Source organism: Monashia sp. HAY1-11D, from assembly GCF_056868035.1.
Window position 1 is genome coordinate 2,809,192 of the sequence record NZ_CP200320.1, and the last position, 18,361, is coordinate 2,827,552.

Here is an 18,361-nt window from a genome sequence, read left to right on the forward strand (position 1 = left end):
GAGCTGCCACGGCCTCAGGCTGATGCGGGGCGGGCCAGGTAGGTGTACTCGTGGTGCACGGTGAACCCGAGCCGGCTCCAGAAGGCGACGCCGTCGGTGTTGTCGCCGGACACCTGCAGGTACATCGCCGGCATGTTGTTCTCGCGGGCCACCATCGCGATCGCCGACACGATCGTCGAGGCGATGCCGCGGCGCCGGTGCTCCGGATGGACCCAGAGGCCGAAGATGCCCGCCCAACCGGCGTGGATCGCCATGCGGGCGATCCCGATGATCCGCCCGGTCGGCTCGTCGCGCACCGAGAGGAACAGCTGCCCCTCGCTGCCGGTGAGGACGGCCTCCGTGGTGCCCGGCACGACGGAGCGCTGCTCGGCGTAGGCCATGAGCCACTCGGGGGACAGCTGTGCGTCCGCGGTGACCGGCACCGACTCGGTGGTGAGCGGCGGCACCTGCGCGGACAGGCCGGTGAGGACGAGGACGCGGGACCACTCGGGCCGCCCGCCGCCGGGCAGGTAGCCGCGCTCGATGAGCGCCTTGCCGAGCGGCTGCTCCGCCACGTCGAAGCCGGTCGGGCCGTGCAGCTGGAACAGCGCAGGAGCGTCGTGCTCGGCGTACCAGCTCTCGGCGAAGTCGATGGCCTTGTCGATCGGGAGGCTCGGGTCGCCTACGGCCAGAACCGAGTTCGCGCGCCCGGTGAAGCCGGTCGCCGAGCGCAGCAGCCAGTCGCCGAGCCCCTTGCGGGACGTCGCCGCCCAGCCACGCGCCATGAGCCTCTCGAGGTCGTCGGCCGACACGCGCTGGTGCGCGCGACCCGGCTGGCTCGCCGGTGGCGGCACGTCCTTGGCGGCGATGACGTCGGCGCGGACGAGCTTGACCCGCTCGGTCTGCCGACCACCCTGCCCGGCCCTCGCGTCGACGACGAGGAAGTCCTCGTTGCGCGCGACGAGCTCGCCGACGAAGTCGGTGGCACCGGCGTCGCTGCCTTCCGCGAGGCGGTAGCGGACGACGACGCGCCCGCCGACGGTCAGCCCCGCGGTGAGGCGGTGGCCGGTCGTGTCGGTGGAGCCCGGCGTGCCCGCGGAGCCCGTGAGGGGGGTGCTCCCGGGGCCCGTCTCAGCAGCGGGGTCGCGCGTGGGCTCGCCAGTCATGTCCGGCATACTAGGCGGTGCAGCACTTCACCCCGAACGCTCCCAGGAGGTCCCCTCCCCATGACCTATGTCATCGCCCAGCCGTGCGTCGACCTCAAGGACCGCGCGTGCATCGAGGAGTGTCCGGTCGACTGCATCTACGAGGGCAAGCGTTCGCTCTACATTCACCCCGACGAGTGCGTCGACTGCGGCGCGTGCGAGCCGGTGTGCCCGGTCGAGGCCATCTACTACGAGGACGACGTCCCCGAGCAGTGGGCCGACTACTACAACGCGAACGTCGAGTTCTTCAACGACCTCGGTAGCCCGGGCGGTGCCGCCAAGCTCGGCGTCATCGACAAGGACCACCCGCTCGTCGCGGCCCTGCCGCCCCAGCCGCACGACGAGTGACGCCCCTCGGTGACGAGGCCGTGGCCACGACCACAGGCCCGGGCCCGGCGCCGCTCGACCTGCCCGACTTCCCCTGGGACTCGCTCGCGCCCCACAAGGCGCGGGCGAGCTCGCATCCGGGGGGCCTCGTCGACCTCTCGGTCGGCACGCCCGTGGACCCGACCCCCGAGGTCGTGCGAAGCGCCCTCGCCGGCGCCTCGGACGCCCCCGGCTACCCGCTGACGGTCGGCACGACGGACCTGCGGGCCGCGATCGCCGAGTGGTTCTCGCGGCGTCGCGGCGTCCCCGGGCTCGGTTCCGACGCCGTGCTGCCCACCATCGGCAGCAAGGAGCTCGTCGCGTGGCTGCCCACCCTCCTGGGGGTCCGGACCGGTGACGTCGTCGGCATCCCCGAGGTCGCCTACCCGACCTACGACATCGGGGCCCGGCTCGCCGGGGCGACCCCGCGCGTCGTCGGCTCGTTGACCGGTCTCGGACCGATGACGCCGAGCACGACGCCGAAGCTGCTGTGGCTCAACAGCCCGGGCAACCCGCACGGCCAGGTGCTGGGCGTGGGCCACCTGCGCAAGGTCGTCGAGTGGGGGCGTCGGCACGGCGTGGTCGTCGCGAGCGACGAGTGCTACGCCGAGCTCGACTGGCGTGAGGGGCAGTACGGCACCGCCACGCCCAGCATCCTGCACCCCGACGTCTGCGACGGCGACCACACGGGCCTGCTCGCCGTGTACTCCCTGTCCAAGCAGTCCAACCTCGCCGGCTACCGCGCGGCGTTCCTGGCCGGTGACCCCGCGCTCGTCGGGCGCATCCTCGAGGTGCGCAAGCACGCCGGCATGATCATGCCGGCACCGGTGCAGGCGGCGATGGCGGCGGCCCTGCGCGACGACGACCACGTCGAGGCCCAGCGCGCCGTGTACGCGCGGCGCCGGACGCGGCTCGTCGAGGCCGTCACGCGCGCGGGGCTCCGCATCGAGCTGTCCGAGGCCGGCCTGTACCTGTGGGCCACGCGCGACGAGGACTGCTGGACGACCGTGGCCGACCTCGCCGAGCGCGGCATCCTCGTGGCGCCCGGGGCGTTCTACGGCCCCGGCGGCGCCCGGCACGTACGCATCGCCCTCACCGCCACCGACGAGCGCATCGCCGCCGCGTGCGAGCGGCTCTGAGCCCTCACCCGTCGCCCGACCTGCGCGTCCACGGCCCGACACCTGTTTTCCCAGGCCCGGTGACGCTGGGGTAACGTCGCTGCGGAATCCGACGACTTACCGCCCGTGCCCGGGGCGACAGGAGGAACGAAGTGACCAAGGCAGTGGACGCGACGCTCAAGGTCGCCGACAAGGAGCTCACCTTCCCCGGTGTCGACGCCGTCGAGGGCAATGACGGGCTCGGCGTGAGCTCGCTCCTCAAGGAGACCGGTCTGGTCACCTACGACGTCGGCTTCGTCAACACGGCCTCGTGCAAGAGCGCCATCACCTACATCGACGGCGACCAGGGCATCCTGCGCTACCGGGGCTACCCGATCGGCCAGCTGGCCGAGCACTCGACCTTCGTCGAGGTGGCCTACCTGCTCATCTACGGCGAGCTGCCGACGCCCGAGGAGCTGTCCCGGTTCGAGGACCTCATCCGTCGCCACACGATGCTGCACGAGGACCTCCGCGCGTTCTTCAACGGCTTCCCGCGCGACGCGCACCCGATGCCGGTGCTGTCCTCCGCGGTCTCCGCGCTCGGCACGTTCTACCAGGACAGCCTCGACCCCTTCGACCAGGAGCAGGTCGAGATCTCGACGGTCCGGCTGCTCGCCAAGCTGCCGACGATCGCCGCCATGGCGCACAAGAAGAGCGTCGGCCAGCCCTACATGTACCCGGACAACTCGCTCTCGCTCGTCGAGAACTTCCTCCGGATGACCTTCGGCTACCCCGTCGAGCCCTACACCGTCGACCCGACCGTGGCCAAGGCCCTCGACCTCCTGTTCATCCTCCACGCCGACCACGAGCAGAACTGCTCCACCTCGACGGTGCGCCTCGTCGGCTCGGCCCACGCCAACCTCTTCAACTCCGTCTCCGCGGGCATCCACGCCCTGAGCGGTCCGCTGCACGGCGGCGCCAACTCGGCCGTGCTCGACATGCTCGACCAGCTCCACGAGTCCGGGGACGACCCGAAGAAGTTCATGGAGAAGGTGAAGAACAAGGAGGGCGGCGTCCGGCTCATGGGCTTCGGCCACCGGGTCTACAAGAACTACGACCCGCGTGCGGCCATCATCAAGAAGTCCGCGGACGAGATCCTCGCCAAGCTCGGCCAGGACGACCCGCTGCTCGACATCGCCAAGGGCCTCGAGGAGATCGCCCTCGCCGACGACTACTTCGTCGAGCGCAAGCTCTACCCGAACGTGGACTTCTACACCGGGCTCATCTACAAGGCGATGGGCTTCCCGACGAAGATGTTCACGGTCCTGTTCGCCATCGGCCGCCTGCCGGGCTGGATCGCCCAGTGGCGCGAGATGATGACCGATCCGGAGACGAAGATCGGCCGCCCGCGCCAGATCTACACCGGGTCCCCCGAGCGCGACTACCCGCAGGGCTGATCCAGCGCCCACCACCCCTCCGGGCCCTCCGACGCTTTCGGCACCGAACGACTCGTTCGGTGCCGAAAACGTCTGTGCACCGGCGCGTTCGGCACCCTACGGCGCGTTCGGGACCGAACGACTCGTTCGGTCACTGTCGGAGACCGGGTCTGAGCAACCGAACGACTCGTTCGGTTCCCTGTCGGAGACCGGGTCGCAGCAACCGAACGACTCGTTCGGTGCGCGGGGGCGCGGCGCGGTGGGGCAAGGTGGGGTCATGGCGAGCTACACGGTCAACGACGCGGCGGTGGCGGCGGTGCGCGAACGCATCGAGCGGCGGCAGTACGTGCTCGACAGCGACTGGGGCGAGGTGCAACCGGGCGCCGAGGCGCAGAACGCCTACCTCGAGCGCCACTCGTGGGAGGAGTACGCCTCCTGGCACCTCGGTCTGACCGAGGGTGCCAACGACGAGACCAAGGCGCGGTACGCGTTCGTCTGCGGTGACCTGCGGCGGGTGCACCGCACCGGCCTCATCGCCTGCGTGTACCGGGCCGCCGAGTGGCGCCACAAAAAGGTCGAACGGGCTGCCTACGACCTGCTGCAGCACCTCGACCGGGTCGCCGGGATCGACTGAGGACGCGCGCCGGCCGTGGTCTGCGCCGCGCCGGCCGCCCGGTCGGCGCGACGTCCGGCTCCGACGCCCGACCAGGCGTCGGTCGCGTCAGAGCAGGTCAGGCGAGGGTGATGGTGACCGTCGTGGTGGCCGAGCCGGCGGACCAGCCGGCGTCGCCCTCGGAGCGGTCCCAGGTGCGGTCGCCGATCGTGACGCGGGTCGCGCCGTACTGCTCGGCCCGCGCGACTCCCCAGTGCGCGACCGCCCAGGCCAGGGCCGGGTTCGACGCCGTGGCCGTGACGGTCTTCTCGCCGCGGCGCACCGACGCGACGCCCATCTGCTGCTGCAGGTCGTCGGCCACGCGGGAGGGGCTCACGCTCGTCTTCGCGGCGTCGAGGCGGCAGGTGAGCCCGCCGGGCGAATGGCCGGTCAGCGTCGAGGCGAGCACGCGTCCCTGCCCTTCGTGGTCGCGGTAGGCCTCCGGGAACCCGCTGCGCTGGACCCGTTGGGCGATGGTGGTGATGTCGGCGCTCTCGTAGCCCCTGAACTTGACGAGCGCGTCGTAGAAGGCGTTGGTCGCGTGGACCATGTCGAGGATCTGCTTCTCGGTGCCCCATCCCTGGCTCGGCCGCTGCTGGAACAGCCCGAGCGAGTCGCGGTCGCCGTAGCGCAGGTTGCGGATCTTCGACTCCTGGAAGGCCGTCGTCAGGGCGATGGTCGCCGCTCTCGGGGGCAGCCGGCGCTTGACCGCGAGCGCGCTGATGAGCGCGGCGTTGGCGGTCTGCTCGGGGTCGAAGGTCTCGGTCATGCCTCCGGCCGTGATGGTGCACGTCGGGTTGACGACGCTGGTGTAGAGGAAGCGCGCCCCGAACCAGGCACCGACCGCCACGAGCGCGACGACGAGCAGCACCGCGACACCCCGCCGCCGGCGCCGCGCGGGACGTCGGGGCGCGCGGGACTCCGCGAGAGTCGGGCGCTGGCGGGTCGGCATGGGGTCCTCGTCGTCGTCGCCACGGCGCGCCGGGCGTGGGGTCGGCTGGGGTCAGTCGTTCGCGTGCAGGGCCTCGTTGAGCGCGATGCCGGAGCCTGCCCGGTCCCGAGCCTCGACGGCGCCGGTCACGCTGTTGCGGATGAAGAGGATGTTGCTCGAACCGGAGAAGCTCGCGGGCCTTGACCACCGCGCCGTCGGGGAGGGTCACCTTGGTCCCCGCCGTCACGTAGAGACCGGCCTCGACGACGCAGTCATCGCCGAGGGCGATCCCGATGCCGCCGTTGGCCCCGACGAGACAACGCTCGCCGATGCTCACGCGTTCCGTGCCACCACCGGAGAGCGTCCCCATGATCGAGGCGCCGGCGCCGACGTCGGAGCCGTCGCCGACGACGACGCCCTGCACGATGCGGCCCTCGACCATCGAGGTGCCGAGCGTGCCCGCGTTGAAGTTGCAGAACCCCTCGTGCATGACCGTGGTGCCCGGGGACAGGTGCGCGCCGAGGCGGACGCGGTCGGCGTCGGCAATCCGGACGCCCTGCGGCACGACGAAGTCGGTCATCCGGGGGAACTTGTCGACCCCGTAGACCGCGACGTGCTGGCCGGCCGCGCGCAGTCGCAGGCGGGTCTGCTCGAACCCGTCGACGGCGCAGGCCCCGACGCTCGTCCAGACGACGTTCGGCAGGACCCCGAAGATGCCGTCGAGGTTGACGGTGTTCGGCTGCACGAGGCAGTGCGAGAGCAGGTGCAGCCGCAGGTAGGCGTCGGGCGCGTCCGCCGGCGCGGCGTCGAGGTCGACCTCGACGAGACGCACCTCGGTGCGGACGCGGCGGGCGGCGTCCTCGCCGGCGAGTGCGGCCAGTCCCGCGGCAGCGGAGGCCTCGGCCGGCCGGGCCCCGAGGGCCGGTTCGGGGAACCACGTGTCGAGCACCTGCCCGCCGTCCGTGACCGTCGTCAGTCCATAACCCCATGCGCTGCGCTCCGACATGCGCGAAAGGATAGGGCCGCGGGGTCCGGTGCCCGAAACCAGACGGCCTCCCCGTCCGGCTGGCGGGCACCGGCGGGCACCGGCGGGCTAGCCTTCCCGGTATGCCCGAGCCGACCCCGTCCACCGAGCCCGTGACCGCCGACGCCGCCCCCGACGCCACCGACGAGGTCACCGACGCCACCGCCGAGGTCACCGACGCCGCCCCGCACGCCCCCGGCGCCGGCCCGGCGTCGCCGCTCGACCTCACCGCCGACGTCACGACCCTCGTCGCAGCGATCTGTGACGTCGCATCGGTCAGCCGGGACGAGCAGGCCCTCGCGGACGCCATCGAGGCGGCGCTGCGGCCACTGGCCCACCTCGAGGTCGTGCGCGACGGCAACACCGTCGTCGCCCGCACCCACCTCGGCCGCTCGGAGCGTGTCGTCCTCGCGGGCCACATCGACACCGTCCCGCTGACCGCCGAGCCGAACCTGCCGACCCGGCGCGTCGGCGACGACCTCTGGGGTCGCGGCACGGTCGACATGAAGGGCGGTGTCGGGGTCATGCTGCGCATCGCGGCGCAGCTGGCCGAGCCCGAGCGCGACCTGACCTTCCTCTTCTACGAGTGCGAGGAGATCGACGCGAGGTACAACGGCCTGGCCCGGGTGGGCCAGACCCACCCCGAGCTGCTCGCCGGGGACTTCGCGGTGCTCCTCGAGCCGACCGACGGCGCGATCGAGGGCGGCTGCAAGGGCACCCTGCGTGCAGACGTCACGACGACCGGCGTCGCCGCCCACTCGGCGCGGCCATGGAAGGGCCACAACGCGATCCACGACGCCGCGACCGTGCTGAGCCGCCTCACCGCCTACGAGGCCGAGACGATCACCGTCGACGGGCTGGACTACCACGAGGCGCTGCAGGCGGTGGCCATCAGCGGCGGCATCGCCGGCAACGTCATCCCCGACCGCTGCACGGTGACCGTCAACTACCGGTACGCCCCCGACAAGGACGTGGCCGAGGCCTTCGCCCACGTCCAGCACGTGTTCGAGGGCTTCGAGGTGACCCTCGGCGACGCCGCCGACGGCGCGCGCCCGGGACTGCTCCTGCCCGCCGCGCAGGCCTTCGTCGAGGCGTTGGGGGTCCCGGTCAACGCCAAGGAGGGCTGGACCGACGTCGCCCGCTTCTCGACGCTCGGGGTGCCCGCCGTCAACTACGGCCCGGGCGACCCGAACCTCGCGCACATGGACGACGAGCACTGCCCGGTACACCAGTACGTCGACGCCGAGGCGGCGCTGCTGCGCTGGCTCGGCTGACGCGTCTGCGCACGGCACCGGCACGTAGGGTGGCGCTGTGAGTGACGACGAACACCCGGCGGCTCCGGAGCGGCACGCCGGCATCGGCGAGCCGGCTGCCCCGGCACCGCGCCCGCCGCGGTCCGGCGGGCCCCGCGACTCCCGACGCCAGACCGGTCCGGTCACGCTGCGCCGCGAGCAGGTGCCGACGACGACGACCGACCAACGGCTGCTCCAGAGGCCCCAGCGCTCGGACTGGCTGCACAACGACCCGTGGCGCGTCATGCGGATCCAGTCCGAGTTCGTCGAGGGCTTCGGCGCGCTCGCCGAGCTCGGACCGGCCGTGGCGGTCTTCGGTTCCGCCCGCACGGCCCGTGACGACCCCGCCTACGCCACCGGGATCGAGGTCGGCCGGCGCCTCGTCGAGGCCGGGTACGCCGTCATCACCGGGGGCGGTCCCGGCGCCATGGAGGCGGCCAACCGGGGCGCGTACGAGGGCCGAGGCACGTCGGTCGGCCTCGGCATCGAGCTGCCCTTCGAGACCGGCCTCAACGAGTACGTCGACATCGGCATCAACTTCCGGTACTTCTTCGCCCGCAAGGTCATGTTCCTCAAGTACTCGCGCGGGTTCATCGTGCTGCCCGGCGGCTACGGGACGCTGGACGAGCTCTTCGAGGCGCTGACGCTGGCCCAGACGCAGAAGGTCACCGAGTTCCCCCTCGTGCTCATGGGCACCGACTACTGGTCCGGTCTGCTGGACTGGCTGCGCGGCACCGTGCTCGACCGGGGCATGATCGTGCCGGCCGACCTGGACCGCTTCGTCCTCACCGACGACCCGGACGAGGCCGTGCAGGCCATCCGCACCTTCGAGGAGCCGGGCCTGACGATGCCCCCCGAGGCCGCCGATCCGCATCGTGGCGACGAGGAGACCGCGTCGTGAAGTGGTTCATCCTGCTCGTCGGCGTCGTCGTCGTGTGCTTCGTCGTGGCGCTCGTGCTCGGTCTGGCGGGGGGCGGCCTCGGCCGGCCGACGGCTTCGCTGTCGCACGAGCCGCTGCCCGACGAGGCGATCGCCGACGACGACTTCGACGACCTCGTCTTCGACGTCGCCGCCCGCGGCTACCGGATGAGCCAGGTCGACGCCGTCGTCGACCGGTTGCGCCGCGAGCTGCGCGAGAAGGACGAGCAGATCGCCGTCCTTCGCGGCGACGCCGCGCCGGCGGCCGTAGACGCCGCCGACCCCACGGGTGGCGGAGGGGCCAGGGCCGCCGAGGAGGCCCGGGCCGCCGAGGAGGCCCCAGCCGCCGAGGAGCCGCGAGCCGCCCAGGAGCCGCGAGCCGCCCACGAGCGTCCGGGCCCCGAGGGCTCGCCGCCCACGCCGCCCACGCCGCCCACCGAGCCGCCACCCGCCGATGCAGCGGGGCTGCCGCAGGCGGCCGGACGCGGCGTCGGCGACGACCGCAGCGGATGAGGGACCTGGCTCCCAGCCTGCCCCGCCGCACCTTCGTCGGATGGGTCCTGGCGCTCTACGCCGCCGCCCGCGTCGTCACGACGGCGATCCTGCTCGTCGTCATGCAGCGCCAGGTGCCGAGCGGCATGACGGGTGGCGACCACGTGCCGGTCACCTACTTCCCCTTCACCGCGCTGTGGGACGGCCAGTGGTACCAGACCATCGCCCTCGACGGGTACCCGTCGCAGCTGCCCGTCGGCGAGGGCGGCTCGGTGCAGCAGAACGCCTGGGCCTTCTACCCGCTGTTCCCGTACGCCTCGCGGGTCCTCATGGCCGTGGGGCTGTCGTTCCCGGCCGCCGGGTCGACGCTCGCGCTCGGGTGCGGGTTCGGCGCGGCCGTGCTCATGGCGCTGCTGCTGCGTGACCGGCTCGGTGACCGGGCGGCGCTCGTCGTCGTGCTCCTGTGGGCGTGCTTCCCGGCGTCGGTGACGCTGCAGCTGGCCTACACCGAGGCACCGGCGATGCTGCTGCTCGTCGGGTACCTCTACGCCCTGGCTCGCGAGCGGTGGCTCGTGGCGGCGGGAGTCGCCGTGCTGCTGGGCCTGACGCGTCCGGTCGCGGTGCCGCTGGGCGTCGTGACGCTCGTCGCGCTGTGGTTGCGCTGGCGTGCTCGTACCGAGCGGCCCGTCACCCGGGGACTCGCCGCGGGAGTCGCCTCGCTCGTCGGGTGCGGCGTCGCGGGGCTCCTCTGGCCCGCGATCGCCTGGTGGGTCACCGGCGAGGCCGACGCCTACACGCGGACGATGGGCGCCTGGCGCGGCTCGGGCACCGTGGAGCCGTTCACGCCGTGGGCCGGAATGGCGCGCTACGTCTTCGGCGACACCTGGGGTCCGGTGCTGCTCTGGCTCGTGCCGTCGGCGGTCGTGGCCCTCGTGGCCGGCCCCTGGGCTCGGGCGCTCGGGGCCGAGCTGCGGACGTGGTCGCTGGCCTACCCGGCCTACCTCGCCGCCGTGCTCGACCCCTTCACCAGCATCTTCCGCTACCTCGTGCCACTCTTCCCGCTGCTCGGCGTCGTCGTCGGCGCCGGCTGGCCGGACCGCCGCGGCACCACGTGGACCCGGCTGCTGGTGCGCGCGGTGCCGATGCTCGCGCTCTTCGTCGTGGGCCAGTGGTACTGGACCGACATCCTGTGGCGTTACGTCCCCTCGCCGAACGGTGACTACCCGCCGTGACGCCGACCGCGACCGGCGCGCACGAGCGGCGACGCCGGTGGGCGTCACCGGCCGGTGTAGACGGGCTCGTCCTTGGCCAGGAAGGCGTCGACCGCGGCGCGGTGGTCGGCGCTGTGTCCGGTGTAGGCCATGAGCTCGGCCTCGTTGGCCAGCGCGTCGGCCAGCGGCGCCGTGGCGCTGTAGGCCACCGCGCGCCGGATCGACCCGTAGGCCAGCGTCGGCCCGGCGGCGAGCCTCGAGGCGAGCTCGCCCACGACGGCCTCGAGCTCGGACGCCGCCACGACCCGGTTGACCAGGCCCAGCTCGAGCGCCTCCGCGGCGCCGACGGTGCGGGGGAACATCAGCAGGTCCTTGGCGCGCGCCGTGCCGACGAGGCGGGGCAGGGACCAGGAGGCCCCGGAGTCGCACGACAGCGCGATTCCGGCGAACGAGGTGTTGAGGCCCGCCGTGTCGGCCGCCACGCGGACGTCGCACGCGAGGGCGAAGCTGAGGCCGGCGCCGGCGGCGACGCCGTTGAGGGCGGCCACGACGGGCTTGTTCATCGTCGCGAGCGCGGTGACGATCCGGTTGTAGTGCCGGGTCACCGTCGTGGCGAGGGTCGCGCTCTGGTCGGCGAGGCTGCGGACGTGCTCCTTGAGGTCCTGCCCGACGCAGAACGCCCGGCCGGAGCCGGTCAGGACCAGGCACCGGACCGTCTCGTCGGCGGCGAGCGACTCGAGGGCGGACACGAGCGCGTCCTTGAGCGCCTCGTCGAGGGCGTTCATGGCGTCCGGGCGCGACAGGCGCACCCACGCGACGCCACCGTCGACCTCGACGACGAGCGGGCCGGTGGCGTCGACGGGTGCGCGGTCCGAGGTCGGGCCGTCGGTGGGATGGGACTGGGGCGCGGTCATGGGCGCCACTCTGTCCCATCCGGGCGGGCCACGGTAGGTGCGGCGCCCCGCACGTGCGCATCCTCACGTCCGGATTAGGTCTCGCAATCCAGACACGGAATAATGGGACCAAAGACCGAGGATTCCTAGGGAAGGGGAACCATGGCAGCAATGAAGCCGAGGACCGGAGACGGACCGCTCGAGGTCGTCAAGGAGGGTCGCGGCATCGTGCTGCGAATGCCCCTCGAGGGCGGCGGGCGGCTGGTCGTCGAGATGACCCCCGACGAGGCTGCGGCTCTGCGCGACGCGATCCAGGGCTGCGACGGCGTCAGCTGAAGCGCTCCCTGCCCCAGGCGCCTCGACTCACGCCTCCGACGGCCCCCGACCTGTAGGTCGGGGGCCGTCGTGCGTCCCGGCCGGGGGAGCGCGGTCCGACCGGGAGTCAGGGGGTCACGACGGAGAAGCGGTCGGCGACGGCGGCCGCGACGTCGACGAACGCCTCGCGGGTCTTCGGGGCCAGCCGCGACAGGAGGGTGCGGCCGCCGGCCTCGAGCGCGGTGTCCCACGGGATGTGGGACACGTGGGCGCAGCGGCGGGAGAAGTGCTCGGTGATGGCCATGACCGCCGGGTCGCCCGCGTGGTTGACGGCGTTGACGACGACGACCGCCGACGCGACGAGGTCGCCGAAGCCGTGCGCGTCGAGCCAGTCCAGGGTCTGCGACCCGGCGCGGGCGCCGTCGAGGGCCGGACGCAGGACGAGCACCAGCTGGTCCGCCTCGGCCAGGAGCCCCTGGTTGGCGCTGTCGAGGATGCCGGTGCCGGTGTCGAGCAGCACGAGGTTGTAGTACTGGTCGAGCAGGGACACGACGCGGCGGTAGGCCGGGCGGTCGAGGGCCTGGCTGATGCTCGCGTCGTCGTCCGAGGCGAGCACCTCGAGCCGTGACTCGTGGCACTGGGAGGTGTACCGGCGCATCGTCGAGAAGGTGTCGATGGCGTCGGCGTCGGCCAGCAGGTCGGTGATGGTGCGCGGGCAGTCCCCGGCGATGCGGCGGGCGAGGTTGCCGGCGTCGGGGTTGGCGTCGACGGCGACCACCCGGTCGCCCCGGCTCTGGGCGAAGGTGGCCCCGAGCGCCACGGTCACCGTCGTCTTGCCGACGCCGCCCTTGCGGCTCATGACGACGATGCGGCGGGTCCCCTCGATGGGGGCCCTGACCCGGGCCTCGAGCGCGGCGCGACGCCGCTCGGCCGGCCCCGGGCCGGGGGCCACCCGGCCACCGGTCAGGCCGGCGAGCCCGCGCCGCCAGCCGGTGCGGGCGACGGTGCGCTCGCGGCCGAGCAGGGCCTCGTCCGTGAACGCGTCGGCGGTCAGCGGCGCCGCCGGGGCGGCCGGTCCAGTGACCTCACGCGGCGGGGGCGGTACCTGCCGTACCGGGCCGGGGAGGCGTCCGAGATGACCCGGGCGGTCGGCGCCTGCCGCGTTCGCTCGGGCGGCATCGGCGAGGTCGCGGGCCGTGGGGCCGGCGGGGGCGGCCGGTTTCGCCGGGGCCCGGACCGCTCCGGCGTCGGACCGTCCCGGGGGCGTTGCGCGAGCGCCCCCGGCCGGGGTCGTCACGGGGGCGGTGGCAGGCGGTCGGCGGTCGCCAGGACGCCCGTTCGCCGGGGTGGAGGGTTGCTCGATCGTGCTCATGCGCGCCCATCTCGTGTCGCGAGCCGGACGCCGGGCCCGGCAGCAGAACGAACGGTGAGGATGCCAAGGCTAGTCCTCGGCGAGTGGGCGGCGGGGTGCTCGGGCCCGACATCCGGGAACCCTGCCCGGGTCTGTCCGGGTACGTCCCGAAACGTCAGGGCGCCCGGGCCGCCGGGCGGGGGAGCAGCGGGAGCAGGCGACCGGCGTCAGCTCTTGACGGCGACGAGAAGCCCCTCGCTGACGGGCAGCAGCGCGACGGTGAACCGGTCCTGGTCGCGCAGCGTGCGGCCGACCTCGCGCAGCGTCCGGGTCTCGGGGTCCCGCTTGGCCGGGTCGGACTCGTCGTCGGACCACGTCAGCACCAGGGTGCCGCCGGGACGGAGCAGGCGCCCGGCCTGCTCGACGTACTCCGGGTACTCCTGCCGGTCGGCGTCGACGACGACGAGGTCGTAGGCGGCGTCCGTCATGCGCGGCAGGACGTCGAGGGCGCGACCGGCGATGACCCGGGTGCGCTGGTGGGCGATGCCGGCGGCGGCGAACGCCTCTCGTGCCGCCCGCTGGTGCTCGGTGTCGAGGTCGATGGTCGTGAGGACGCCGTCGGCGGGCATGCCGCCGAGCAGCCACAGCCCTGACGCGCCGGCGCCGGTGCCGACCTCCATGACCGCCTTGGCGCCGGTGGCCGCCGCGAGGAACTGCAGGGTCGCCCCCACGCCGTTGCCGACCGGTCGGGCGCCGAGCTCCTCGCCGCGCAGGCGGGCCTGCTCGACGTGCTCGCTCGGGGCGACGAACTCCTCGGCGTGCGACCACGCGGCGACCTTCTGCGAACTCATGGCCGCAACCCTACTGCGACGGCAACGACAGGTTCTGGACGAGCCCGGCCCCTCCGTGCCTATGGTGCGGTCATGGACGAAACGGACCTGCCGACGACCACTGGAGAGCCCGACCGGCCGACCGCCGAGCACCGACGCCCCGACGGCGTCGACGACGCGACGGTCGAGGCGCTCGGCAAGCTGTCCGAGGCACTCGAGGTCGTCGAGGACGCCCGAGGCCACCTCTACGGGTTCCACCGGCTGACCGGCACCGCCGACCTGGCCCTCGGCGAGGCCGTCGACCTGCTGCGCCAGGCCGGTCACACCGATCTCGCCGAACGCATCGGGCGCGAGCTCGTGGGGCGCAACGTCCTCGAGGGCCGCTGGACCTTCCAGGTCGTCGAGGAGTACGACGACGGCTACTACGCGACGTTCAAGGCGTTCGAGCGTGAGGCCCGGGAGGCGCTGGTCGGTGGCCGCCGGCACCTGTTCGAGGCCGAGATGAAGGAGGACCGGCGCTCGCCGGGCCTGCGGCACCACGAGGCGGTACCCGACGACGCCGGGCAGCAGGGCGCCCGGGGCCCGGGCGGGGACCGCACCGGCGCCGGTGGCGACCTCGCGACCTGACGCGTCGCCCGTCACGGGGCCGGTCCGCACGTTCACAGCGTCCGCACAGGTTCCCGCTGGTGACGCGACAGCCGAAACGGGCACGGTGGAGGGGAACGAATCGCCGACCCGATGCGTTCACGTCGTTGAACCGATCCTCGAAAGGTCCCAGGCTCTCGTGACCAGCAGCGTGCCGTCCACCCAGCCCCACCCCGCGGTGGCGCCGGCCGAGTCGACGTGGACCCCTCCCACGTGGGAGGAGATCGTCGAGCAGCACTCGGCGCGCGTCTACCGCCTGGCCTACCGCCTCACCGGCAACCCGCACGACGCCGAGGACCTCACCCACGACGTCTTCGTCCGGGTCTTCCGCTCCCTGCACTCCTACCAGCCGGGCACGTTCGAGGGCTGGCTGCACCGCATCACGACCAACGTCTTCCTCGACAAGATGCGCCGCAAGCAGCGGATCCGCTTCGACGCCCTGCCCGAGGACGCCGCAGGTCGCCTCCCGAGCCGCGAGAAGGGCCCTGAGCAGACCTACCACGACGCCCGCTTCGACGACGACGTGCAACGGGCCCTCGACGCGCTCGCGCCGGAGTTCCGCGCGGCCGTCGTCCTCTGCGACATCGAGGGCCTGTCCTACGAGGAGATCAGCGCCACGCTCGGCGTCAAGCTCGGCACCGTGCGCTCGCGCATCCACCGCGGCCGCGCGCAGCTGCGTGAGGCGCTGGCCCACCGAGCCCCCGACGCCGTGGCGGCCGCACCGGCTGCAGGCGCCACCAAGGGGGCCCGCCCGGAGGGACGCACGGCGCGCCCCGGCCTGCGCCTTCCCGGCCGCCGGGTCGCCGCCGGGACCCGCTGAGCCGGCCGAGACGAACGACGTGGAGCCCGACCGATGCGCCTGGAGGTGAACCCGTGACGCCGCACCTGCGAGGCTACGTGCGCGCCTACGTCGACCGGGCCCTGCCTCCGGCGATGCTCCACCTCTACGACCGGCACCTCGTGTGCTGCGTGTCGTGCCGCGACGCGGTCGACCGGGAGCGGCGCATCGTCGCGGCGCTGCGCTCGGACACCGGGATGCCGACGTCGCTGCGTTCGTCGCTGCTCGGTCTGGCGGCGGCTCAGACCGCGCCGGGGTCGGGACACGACGGGGGCCCGCGCATCCCGCTGCCGCCGATGGGCGTGCGCCATGCCCTGCCGACCTACGACCCGGTGCCGACCGTGCGTCCGGGCGCGCCCGCGCTGCACCGCTCCCCGATGCGGGCCGCGGTCGTCGCGTCGCTCGCCGCGGGGGCCTCGGTCGCCGCGGCGTGGGGCCTGGCCGTCTCACCCGTGCCGGGCGGGACGCGGCTGCCGTCGGCGGGAGTGCCCGTGGCCAGCCTCGGGTCGAGTCCGAGCACCACGGGTTCCGGCATGTCGGCGCTGCTCGTGAGCCGCCTCGGGTCGTCGGCCAGGGGGAGCGGTTCGACGGCTTCCACGGCCGCGGGGGCCGTCTCCGGAGCCGGCTCGACAGCCGCCGGCCCGGATGCCCCGGCGTCCAGCCGGCTCGCCGCCGTCAGCGCGCCGTACTGGGTCGTCACCAACCGGGTCGTCAACCGTCCGCCGCAGGTGGGCCAGGTGCGTTCGGCGTCGGCGGGTTCGGCAGAATCGACGCCATGAGCGACGAGCCGCGCAGGCCCGAACCCGAGCCCGCAGGTGCTCCCGAACCGCAGGGCGCGAGCGAACCGGAGCGCACCGGTGTCATCGACGTCGGCGCCACCCAGGAGGTACCCGGGCCCGCAGCATCCTCCGAGGCGTGGTTCGACGTCTTCCGCGGCGAGCACCCGGCCGAGGGACCGGGCGTTCCAGCCCGTGCCGATGCCGCCTGGGGCAGCGACCGCGCCGACGCCGTGGCGGAGGAGGCACACCGGGCCGCCTACGCCCCGCCCGCCGCGCCCGCCGCTGGCGCCCTCGACGCCGTCGACGAGGTCCCCGCGACCGGGACACCCTCCGGCTCGACCGGTGCCGGCCCCCCCGCCACGGGCCCGGGCGCGTCGGCGGCCGGCTACTGGGCGGCGCCGGGGGCCCCTGGCGGCCCCGGGGGGCCGAGCGAGGCCGCCGGTCCCGTCACGGTGCCCGTGGCACCGGCCGACGCCGGCGCCGAGGCCCCGGTCGCGGGAGCGACACCGGTCGCGGGACCGATGTCGGGGGCGGCGTCGGCGCCGGTCGACGTGCCGCCGCGGCGACGCCGCGGCGTCCTCGTGGCGGCCGTCGCCGGGCTGTGCCTCCTGTCGGGGGTCGTCGGCGGCGTCGCCGGGCAGGTGCTCGACGACCGCGTCAACCTCACGAGCGGCTCGACGCTGCCGACTCCCGGCATCGGGGCAACCGCCCGCCCGGCGGGCAGCGTCGCCAACATCGCGGCGACCGCCCTGCCGAGCGTCGTGACGATCAAGGTCGACGGCGGCAGCGAGGGGTCGGCCACGGGGTCGGGCTTCGTCATCGACCGCAAGGGTCACATCCTGACCGACAACCACGTCGTGTCGGCCGCGAGCGGGCAGATCGACGTCGTACTCAGCAACGGCGACACCGAGAAGGCCACGGTCGTGGGCAAGGACGCCTCCTACGACCTGGCGGTCATCAGGATCGGCCGCACCGACCTCACGCCCCTCACGCTCGGCAGGTCCGACCAGGTCGTCGTCGGCGACCAGGTCATCGCCGTCGGGGCCCCGCTCGGGCTGGACCAGACCGTGACGACCGGCATCGTCAGCGCGCTCAACCGGCCGGTCACGCCGGGCGAGGGCACCGAGACCTCCTTCATCAACGCCATCCAGACCGACGCCGCGATCAACCCGGGCAACTCCGGCGGGCCCCTGCTCGACATGTCCGGACAGGTGATCGGCGTCAACTCGGCTATCGCCCGCGTGCCCGGCACCGGTGGCTCGACCGGCGGCAGCATCGGCCTCGGCTTCGCCATCCCGAGCGACCAGGCCCGGCGCACCGCCGACCAGCTCATCGCCACGGGCAAGGCCACCCACCCGATCATCGGCGTCAGCCTCGACCGCACCTTCAGCGGCGACGGCGCCCAGGTCCTCGACCGCCCGGACGCCGTGACGGCGGGCGGTCCCGCCGCCAAGGCGGGCGTCAGGCCGGGCGACATCATCACGGCCTTCGAGGGCAAGCGCATCCGCACCCCGGACCAGCTCATCGTCTCGATCCGCTCGCGCGCCGTCGGGGACACGGTCACGCTCACGGTGCTGCGCGACGGCCGTCGGACCGACCTGCAGATGACGCTCGAGGCCGACCCGGACAACTGAGCCGGCTCCCGGGGCGCTTCCGTATGATGGCGCGCGCCGGCCTGCAGGGAAGCGAGGAAGAGTGTTCGACATCAACGGGTGGGAGCTGCTCCTGCTCGGCCTCCTCGCGGTCATCGTCCTCGGCCCCGAGCGCCTTCCCGAGTACGCCGCCAAGTTCGGCCGGTTCGTCCGGCAGGCGCGGGCCATGGCCGACCGGGCCAAGGAGCAGCTCAAGGACGAGATGGGTCCGGAGTTCTCCGACATCGACTGGCGGGCCTACGACCCGCGCCAGTACGACCCGCGCCGGATCGTCCGCGACGCCCTGAGCGCGCCGGCCGACGAGCCCGAGCCGGAGCCGGACAAACCGGTGAGCCTGCCGCGCGGCCACGACCCGTCGAAACCGACGCCGTGGGACGCCGAGGCCACCTGAGCACGCCGTCGGGTCCCCGCCGAGAAAACGATCTGACCCAGAGGCATCGGCTGTCGGGGGCGGC

Annotated in this window: 19 protein-coding genes and 1 pseudogene; 14 read left to right on the top strand and 6 right to left on the bottom strand. The window is 73.6% G+C overall.

The annotated features are described in order from the left end of the window. Nucleotides 1–14 precede the first annotated feature (14 nt). A complete protein-coding gene (locus AC1VM9_RS13010; protein WP_481341540.1) occupies nt 15–1,145 on the bottom strand; it encodes a GNAT family N-acetyltransferase in 1,131 nt (376 codons plus the stop codon). Nucleotides 1,146–1,205: 60 nt separating this feature from the next. Between AC1VM9_RS13010 and fdxA the strand changes: the two genes are divergently transcribed. The 4 genes from fdxA to AC1VM9_RS13030 all read left to right on the top strand — a co-directional run bounded on the left by fdxA (nt 1,206) and on the right by AC1VM9_RS13030 (nt 4,717). Then, entirely contained in the window at nt 1,206–1,532 is a 327-nt protein-coding gene (fdxA, locus tag AC1VM9_RS13015; RefSeq protein WP_481341539.1) for a ferredoxin, read from the top strand. A gap of 20 nt (nt 1,533–1,552) precedes the next feature. Beyond that, a complete protein-coding gene (gene dapC, locus AC1VM9_RS13020; protein WP_481341538.1) occupies nt 1,553–2,689 on the top strand; it encodes a succinyldiaminopimelate transaminase in 1,137 nt (378 codons plus the stop codon). A gap of 131 nt (nt 2,690–2,820) precedes the next feature. Then, a complete protein-coding gene (locus tag AC1VM9_RS13025; RefSeq protein ID WP_481341537.1) occupies nt 2,821–4,104 on the top strand; it encodes a citrate synthase in 1,284 nt (427 codons plus the stop codon). Nucleotides 4,105–4,360: 256 nt separating this feature from the next. Then, on the top strand, nt 4,361–4,717 hold the full coding sequence (locus tag AC1VM9_RS13030) for a hypothetical protein (protein WP_481341536.1): 357 nt from the start codon (nt 4,361–4,363) through the stop codon (nt 4,715–4,717). Between the two features lie 97 nt (nt 4,718–4,814). On the opposite strand, the gene AC1VM9_RS13035 is transcribed toward AC1VM9_RS13030, so the two are convergent. Together AC1VM9_RS13035 and dapD are read right to left on the bottom strand one after the other, a co-directional pair. After that, nucleotides 4,815–5,687: a hypothetical protein gene (locus tag AC1VM9_RS13035; RefSeq protein WP_481341535.1), complete on the bottom strand. Its 873-nt coding sequence runs from the start codon at nt 5,685–5,687 to the stop codon at nt 4,815–4,817. Nucleotides 5,688–5,738: 51 nt separating this feature from the next. Continuing rightward, nucleotides 5,739–6,672 (bottom strand): annotated as a pseudogene (gene dapD, locus AC1VM9_RS13040) (2,3,4,5-tetrahydropyridine-2,6-dicarboxylate N-succinyltransferase). Nucleotides 6,673–6,773: 101 nt separating this feature from the next. Here dapD and dapE point away from each other — a divergent pair. From dapE to AC1VM9_RS13060, 4 genes are read left to right on the top strand one after another with little or no spacing between them, the layout of a single operon-like run. Further along, entirely contained in the window at nt 6,774–7,964 is a 1,191-nt protein-coding gene (gene dapE / locus AC1VM9_RS13045) for a succinyl-diaminopimelate desuccinylase (protein ID WP_481344974.1), read from the top strand. 37 nt (nt 7,965–8,001) lie between these two features. Continuing rightward, nucleotides 8,002–8,883, top strand: coding sequence for an LOG family protein (locus AC1VM9_RS13050; RefSeq protein WP_481344975.1), 882 nt, complete (start codon nt 8,002–8,004; stop codon nt 8,881–8,883). Further along, nucleotides 8,880–9,413: a cell division protein DivIVA gene (locus AC1VM9_RS13055; RefSeq protein WP_481344976.1), complete on the top strand. Its 534-nt coding sequence runs from the start codon at nt 8,880–8,882 to the stop codon at nt 9,411–9,413. Before AC1VM9_RS13050 ends, AC1VM9_RS13055 begins: the two co-directional genes overlap by 4 nt. Continuing rightward, on the top strand, nt 9,410–10,624 hold the full coding sequence (locus tag AC1VM9_RS13060; protein ID WP_483122946.1) for a hypothetical protein: 1,215 nt from the start codon (nt 9,410–9,412) through the stop codon (nt 10,622–10,624). Before AC1VM9_RS13055 ends, AC1VM9_RS13060 begins: the two co-directional genes overlap by 4 nt. 44 nt (nt 10,625–10,668) lie before the next feature. On the opposite strand, the gene AC1VM9_RS13065 is transcribed toward AC1VM9_RS13060, so the two are convergent. Continuing rightward, entirely contained in the window at nt 10,669–11,517 is an 849-nt protein-coding gene (locus AC1VM9_RS13065; RefSeq protein ID WP_481344977.1) for an enoyl-CoA hydratase/isomerase family protein, read from the bottom strand. A gap of 141 nt (nt 11,518–11,658) precedes the next feature. Here AC1VM9_RS13065 and AC1VM9_RS13070 point away from each other — a divergent pair, with 141 nt between their 5' ends. Next, nucleotides 11,659–11,832 (top strand): DUF3117 domain-containing protein, encoded by a 174-nt coding sequence (locus AC1VM9_RS13070; RefSeq protein WP_076262632.1) that lies wholly within the window; start codon nt 11,659–11,661, stop codon nt 11,830–11,832. 106 nt (nt 11,833–11,938) lie between these two features. Here the strand turns inward: AC1VM9_RS13070 and AC1VM9_RS13075 are convergent, their stop codons facing one another. Then, nucleotides 11,939–13,183 (bottom strand): MinD/ParA family ATP-binding protein, encoded by a 1,245-nt coding sequence (locus tag AC1VM9_RS13075; RefSeq protein WP_481341528.1) that lies wholly within the window; start codon nt 13,181–13,183, stop codon nt 11,939–11,941. A gap of 206 nt (nt 13,184–13,389) precedes the next feature. Beyond that, nucleotides 13,390–14,013: an O-methyltransferase gene (locus AC1VM9_RS13080; RefSeq protein ID WP_481341527.1), complete on the bottom strand. Its 624-nt coding sequence runs from the start codon at nt 14,011–14,013 to the stop codon at nt 13,390–13,392. Between the two features lie 72 nt (nt 14,014–14,085). On the opposite strand from AC1VM9_RS13080, the gene AC1VM9_RS13085 reads away from it, so the two are divergent. The 5 genes from AC1VM9_RS13085 to AC1VM9_RS13105 all read left to right on the top strand — a co-directional run bounded on the left by AC1VM9_RS13085 (nt 14,086) and on the right by AC1VM9_RS13105 (nt 18,297). Further along, complete coding sequence (locus AC1VM9_RS13085) at nt 14,086–14,619, top strand: hypothetical protein (protein ID WP_481341526.1); 534 nt, start codon at nt 14,086–14,088, stop codon at nt 14,617–14,619. A gap of 157 nt (nt 14,620–14,776) precedes the next feature. Then, nucleotides 14,777–15,457, top strand: coding sequence for an RNA polymerase sigma factor SigE (gene sigE, locus AC1VM9_RS13090; protein WP_481344979.1), 681 nt, complete (start codon nt 14,777–14,779; stop codon nt 15,455–15,457). A 53-nt stretch (nt 15,458–15,510) separates the two neighbouring features. Further along, nucleotides 15,511–16,254 carry a hypothetical protein gene (locus AC1VM9_RS13095; protein ID WP_481344980.1) on the top strand — a complete coding sequence of 248 codons (744 nt, stop codon included), beginning with the start codon at nt 15,511–15,513 and terminating at the stop codon, nt 16,252–16,254. Then, the gene (locus AC1VM9_RS13100) at nt 16,251–17,888 is read left to right on the top strand and encodes a S1C family serine protease (protein WP_483122948.1); all 1,638 of its coding nucleotides are present in this window, start codon (nt 16,251–16,253) and stop codon (nt 17,886–17,888) included. Before AC1VM9_RS13095 ends, AC1VM9_RS13100 begins: the two co-directional genes overlap by 4 nt. A 61-nt stretch (nt 17,889–17,949) precedes the next feature. Beyond that, on the top strand, nt 17,950–18,297 hold the full coding sequence (locus AC1VM9_RS13105) for a twin-arginine translocase TatA/TatE family subunit (protein WP_481342208.1): 348 nt from the start codon (nt 17,950–17,952) through the stop codon (nt 18,295–18,297). Nucleotides 18,298–18,361 lie beyond the last annotated feature (64 nt).

Excerpts from the sequence above, each read along its gene's own strand:
- AC1VM9_RS13065 (WP_481344977.1), bottom strand. The coding sequence starts at position 11,517 with ATGACCGCGCCCCAGTCCCATCCCACCGACGGCCCGACCTCGGACCGC.
- AC1VM9_RS13075 (WP_481341528.1), bottom strand. The coding sequence starts at position 13,183 with ATGAGCACGATCGAGCAACCCTCCACCCCGGCGAACGGGCGTCCTGGC.
- AC1VM9_RS13070 (WP_076262632.1), top strand. The coding sequence starts at position 11,659 with ATGGCAGCAATGAAGCCGAGGACCGGAGACGGACCGCTCGAGGTCGTC.
- AC1VM9_RS13010 (WP_481341540.1), bottom strand. The coding sequence starts at position 1,145 with ATGACTGGCGAGCCCACGCGCGACCCCGCTGCTGAGACGGGCCCCGGG.
- AC1VM9_RS13030 (WP_481341536.1), top strand. The coding sequence starts at position 4,361 with ATGGCGAGCTACACGGTCAACGACGCGGCGGTGGCGGCGGTGCGCGAA.
- AC1VM9_RS13035 (WP_481341535.1), bottom strand. The coding sequence starts at position 5,687 with ATGCCGACCCGCCAGCGCCCGACTCTCGCGGAGTCCCGCGCGCCCCGA.
- AC1VM9_RS13060 (WP_483122946.1), top strand. The coding sequence starts at position 9,410 with ATGAGGGACCTGGCTCCCAGCCTGCCCCGCCGCACCTTCGTCGGATGG.
- AC1VM9_RS13100 (WP_483122948.1), top strand. The coding sequence starts at position 16,251 with ATGAGCGACGAGCCGCGCAGGCCCGAACCCGAGCCCGCAGGTGCTCCC.
- dapE (WP_481344974.1), top strand. The coding sequence starts at position 6,774 with ATGCCCGAGCCGACCCCGTCCACCGAGCCCGTGACCGCCGACGCCGCC.
- AC1VM9_RS13085 (WP_481341526.1), top strand. The coding sequence starts at position 14,086 with ATGGACGAAACGGACCTGCCGACGACCACTGGAGAGCCCGACCGGCCG.
- fdxA (WP_481341539.1), top strand. The coding sequence starts at position 1,206 with ATGACCTATGTCATCGCCCAGCCGTGCGTCGACCTCAAGGACCGCGCG.
- AC1VM9_RS13080 (WP_481341527.1), bottom strand. The coding sequence starts at position 14,013 with ATGAGTTCGCAGAAGGTCGCCGCGTGGTCGCACGCCGAGGAGTTCGTC.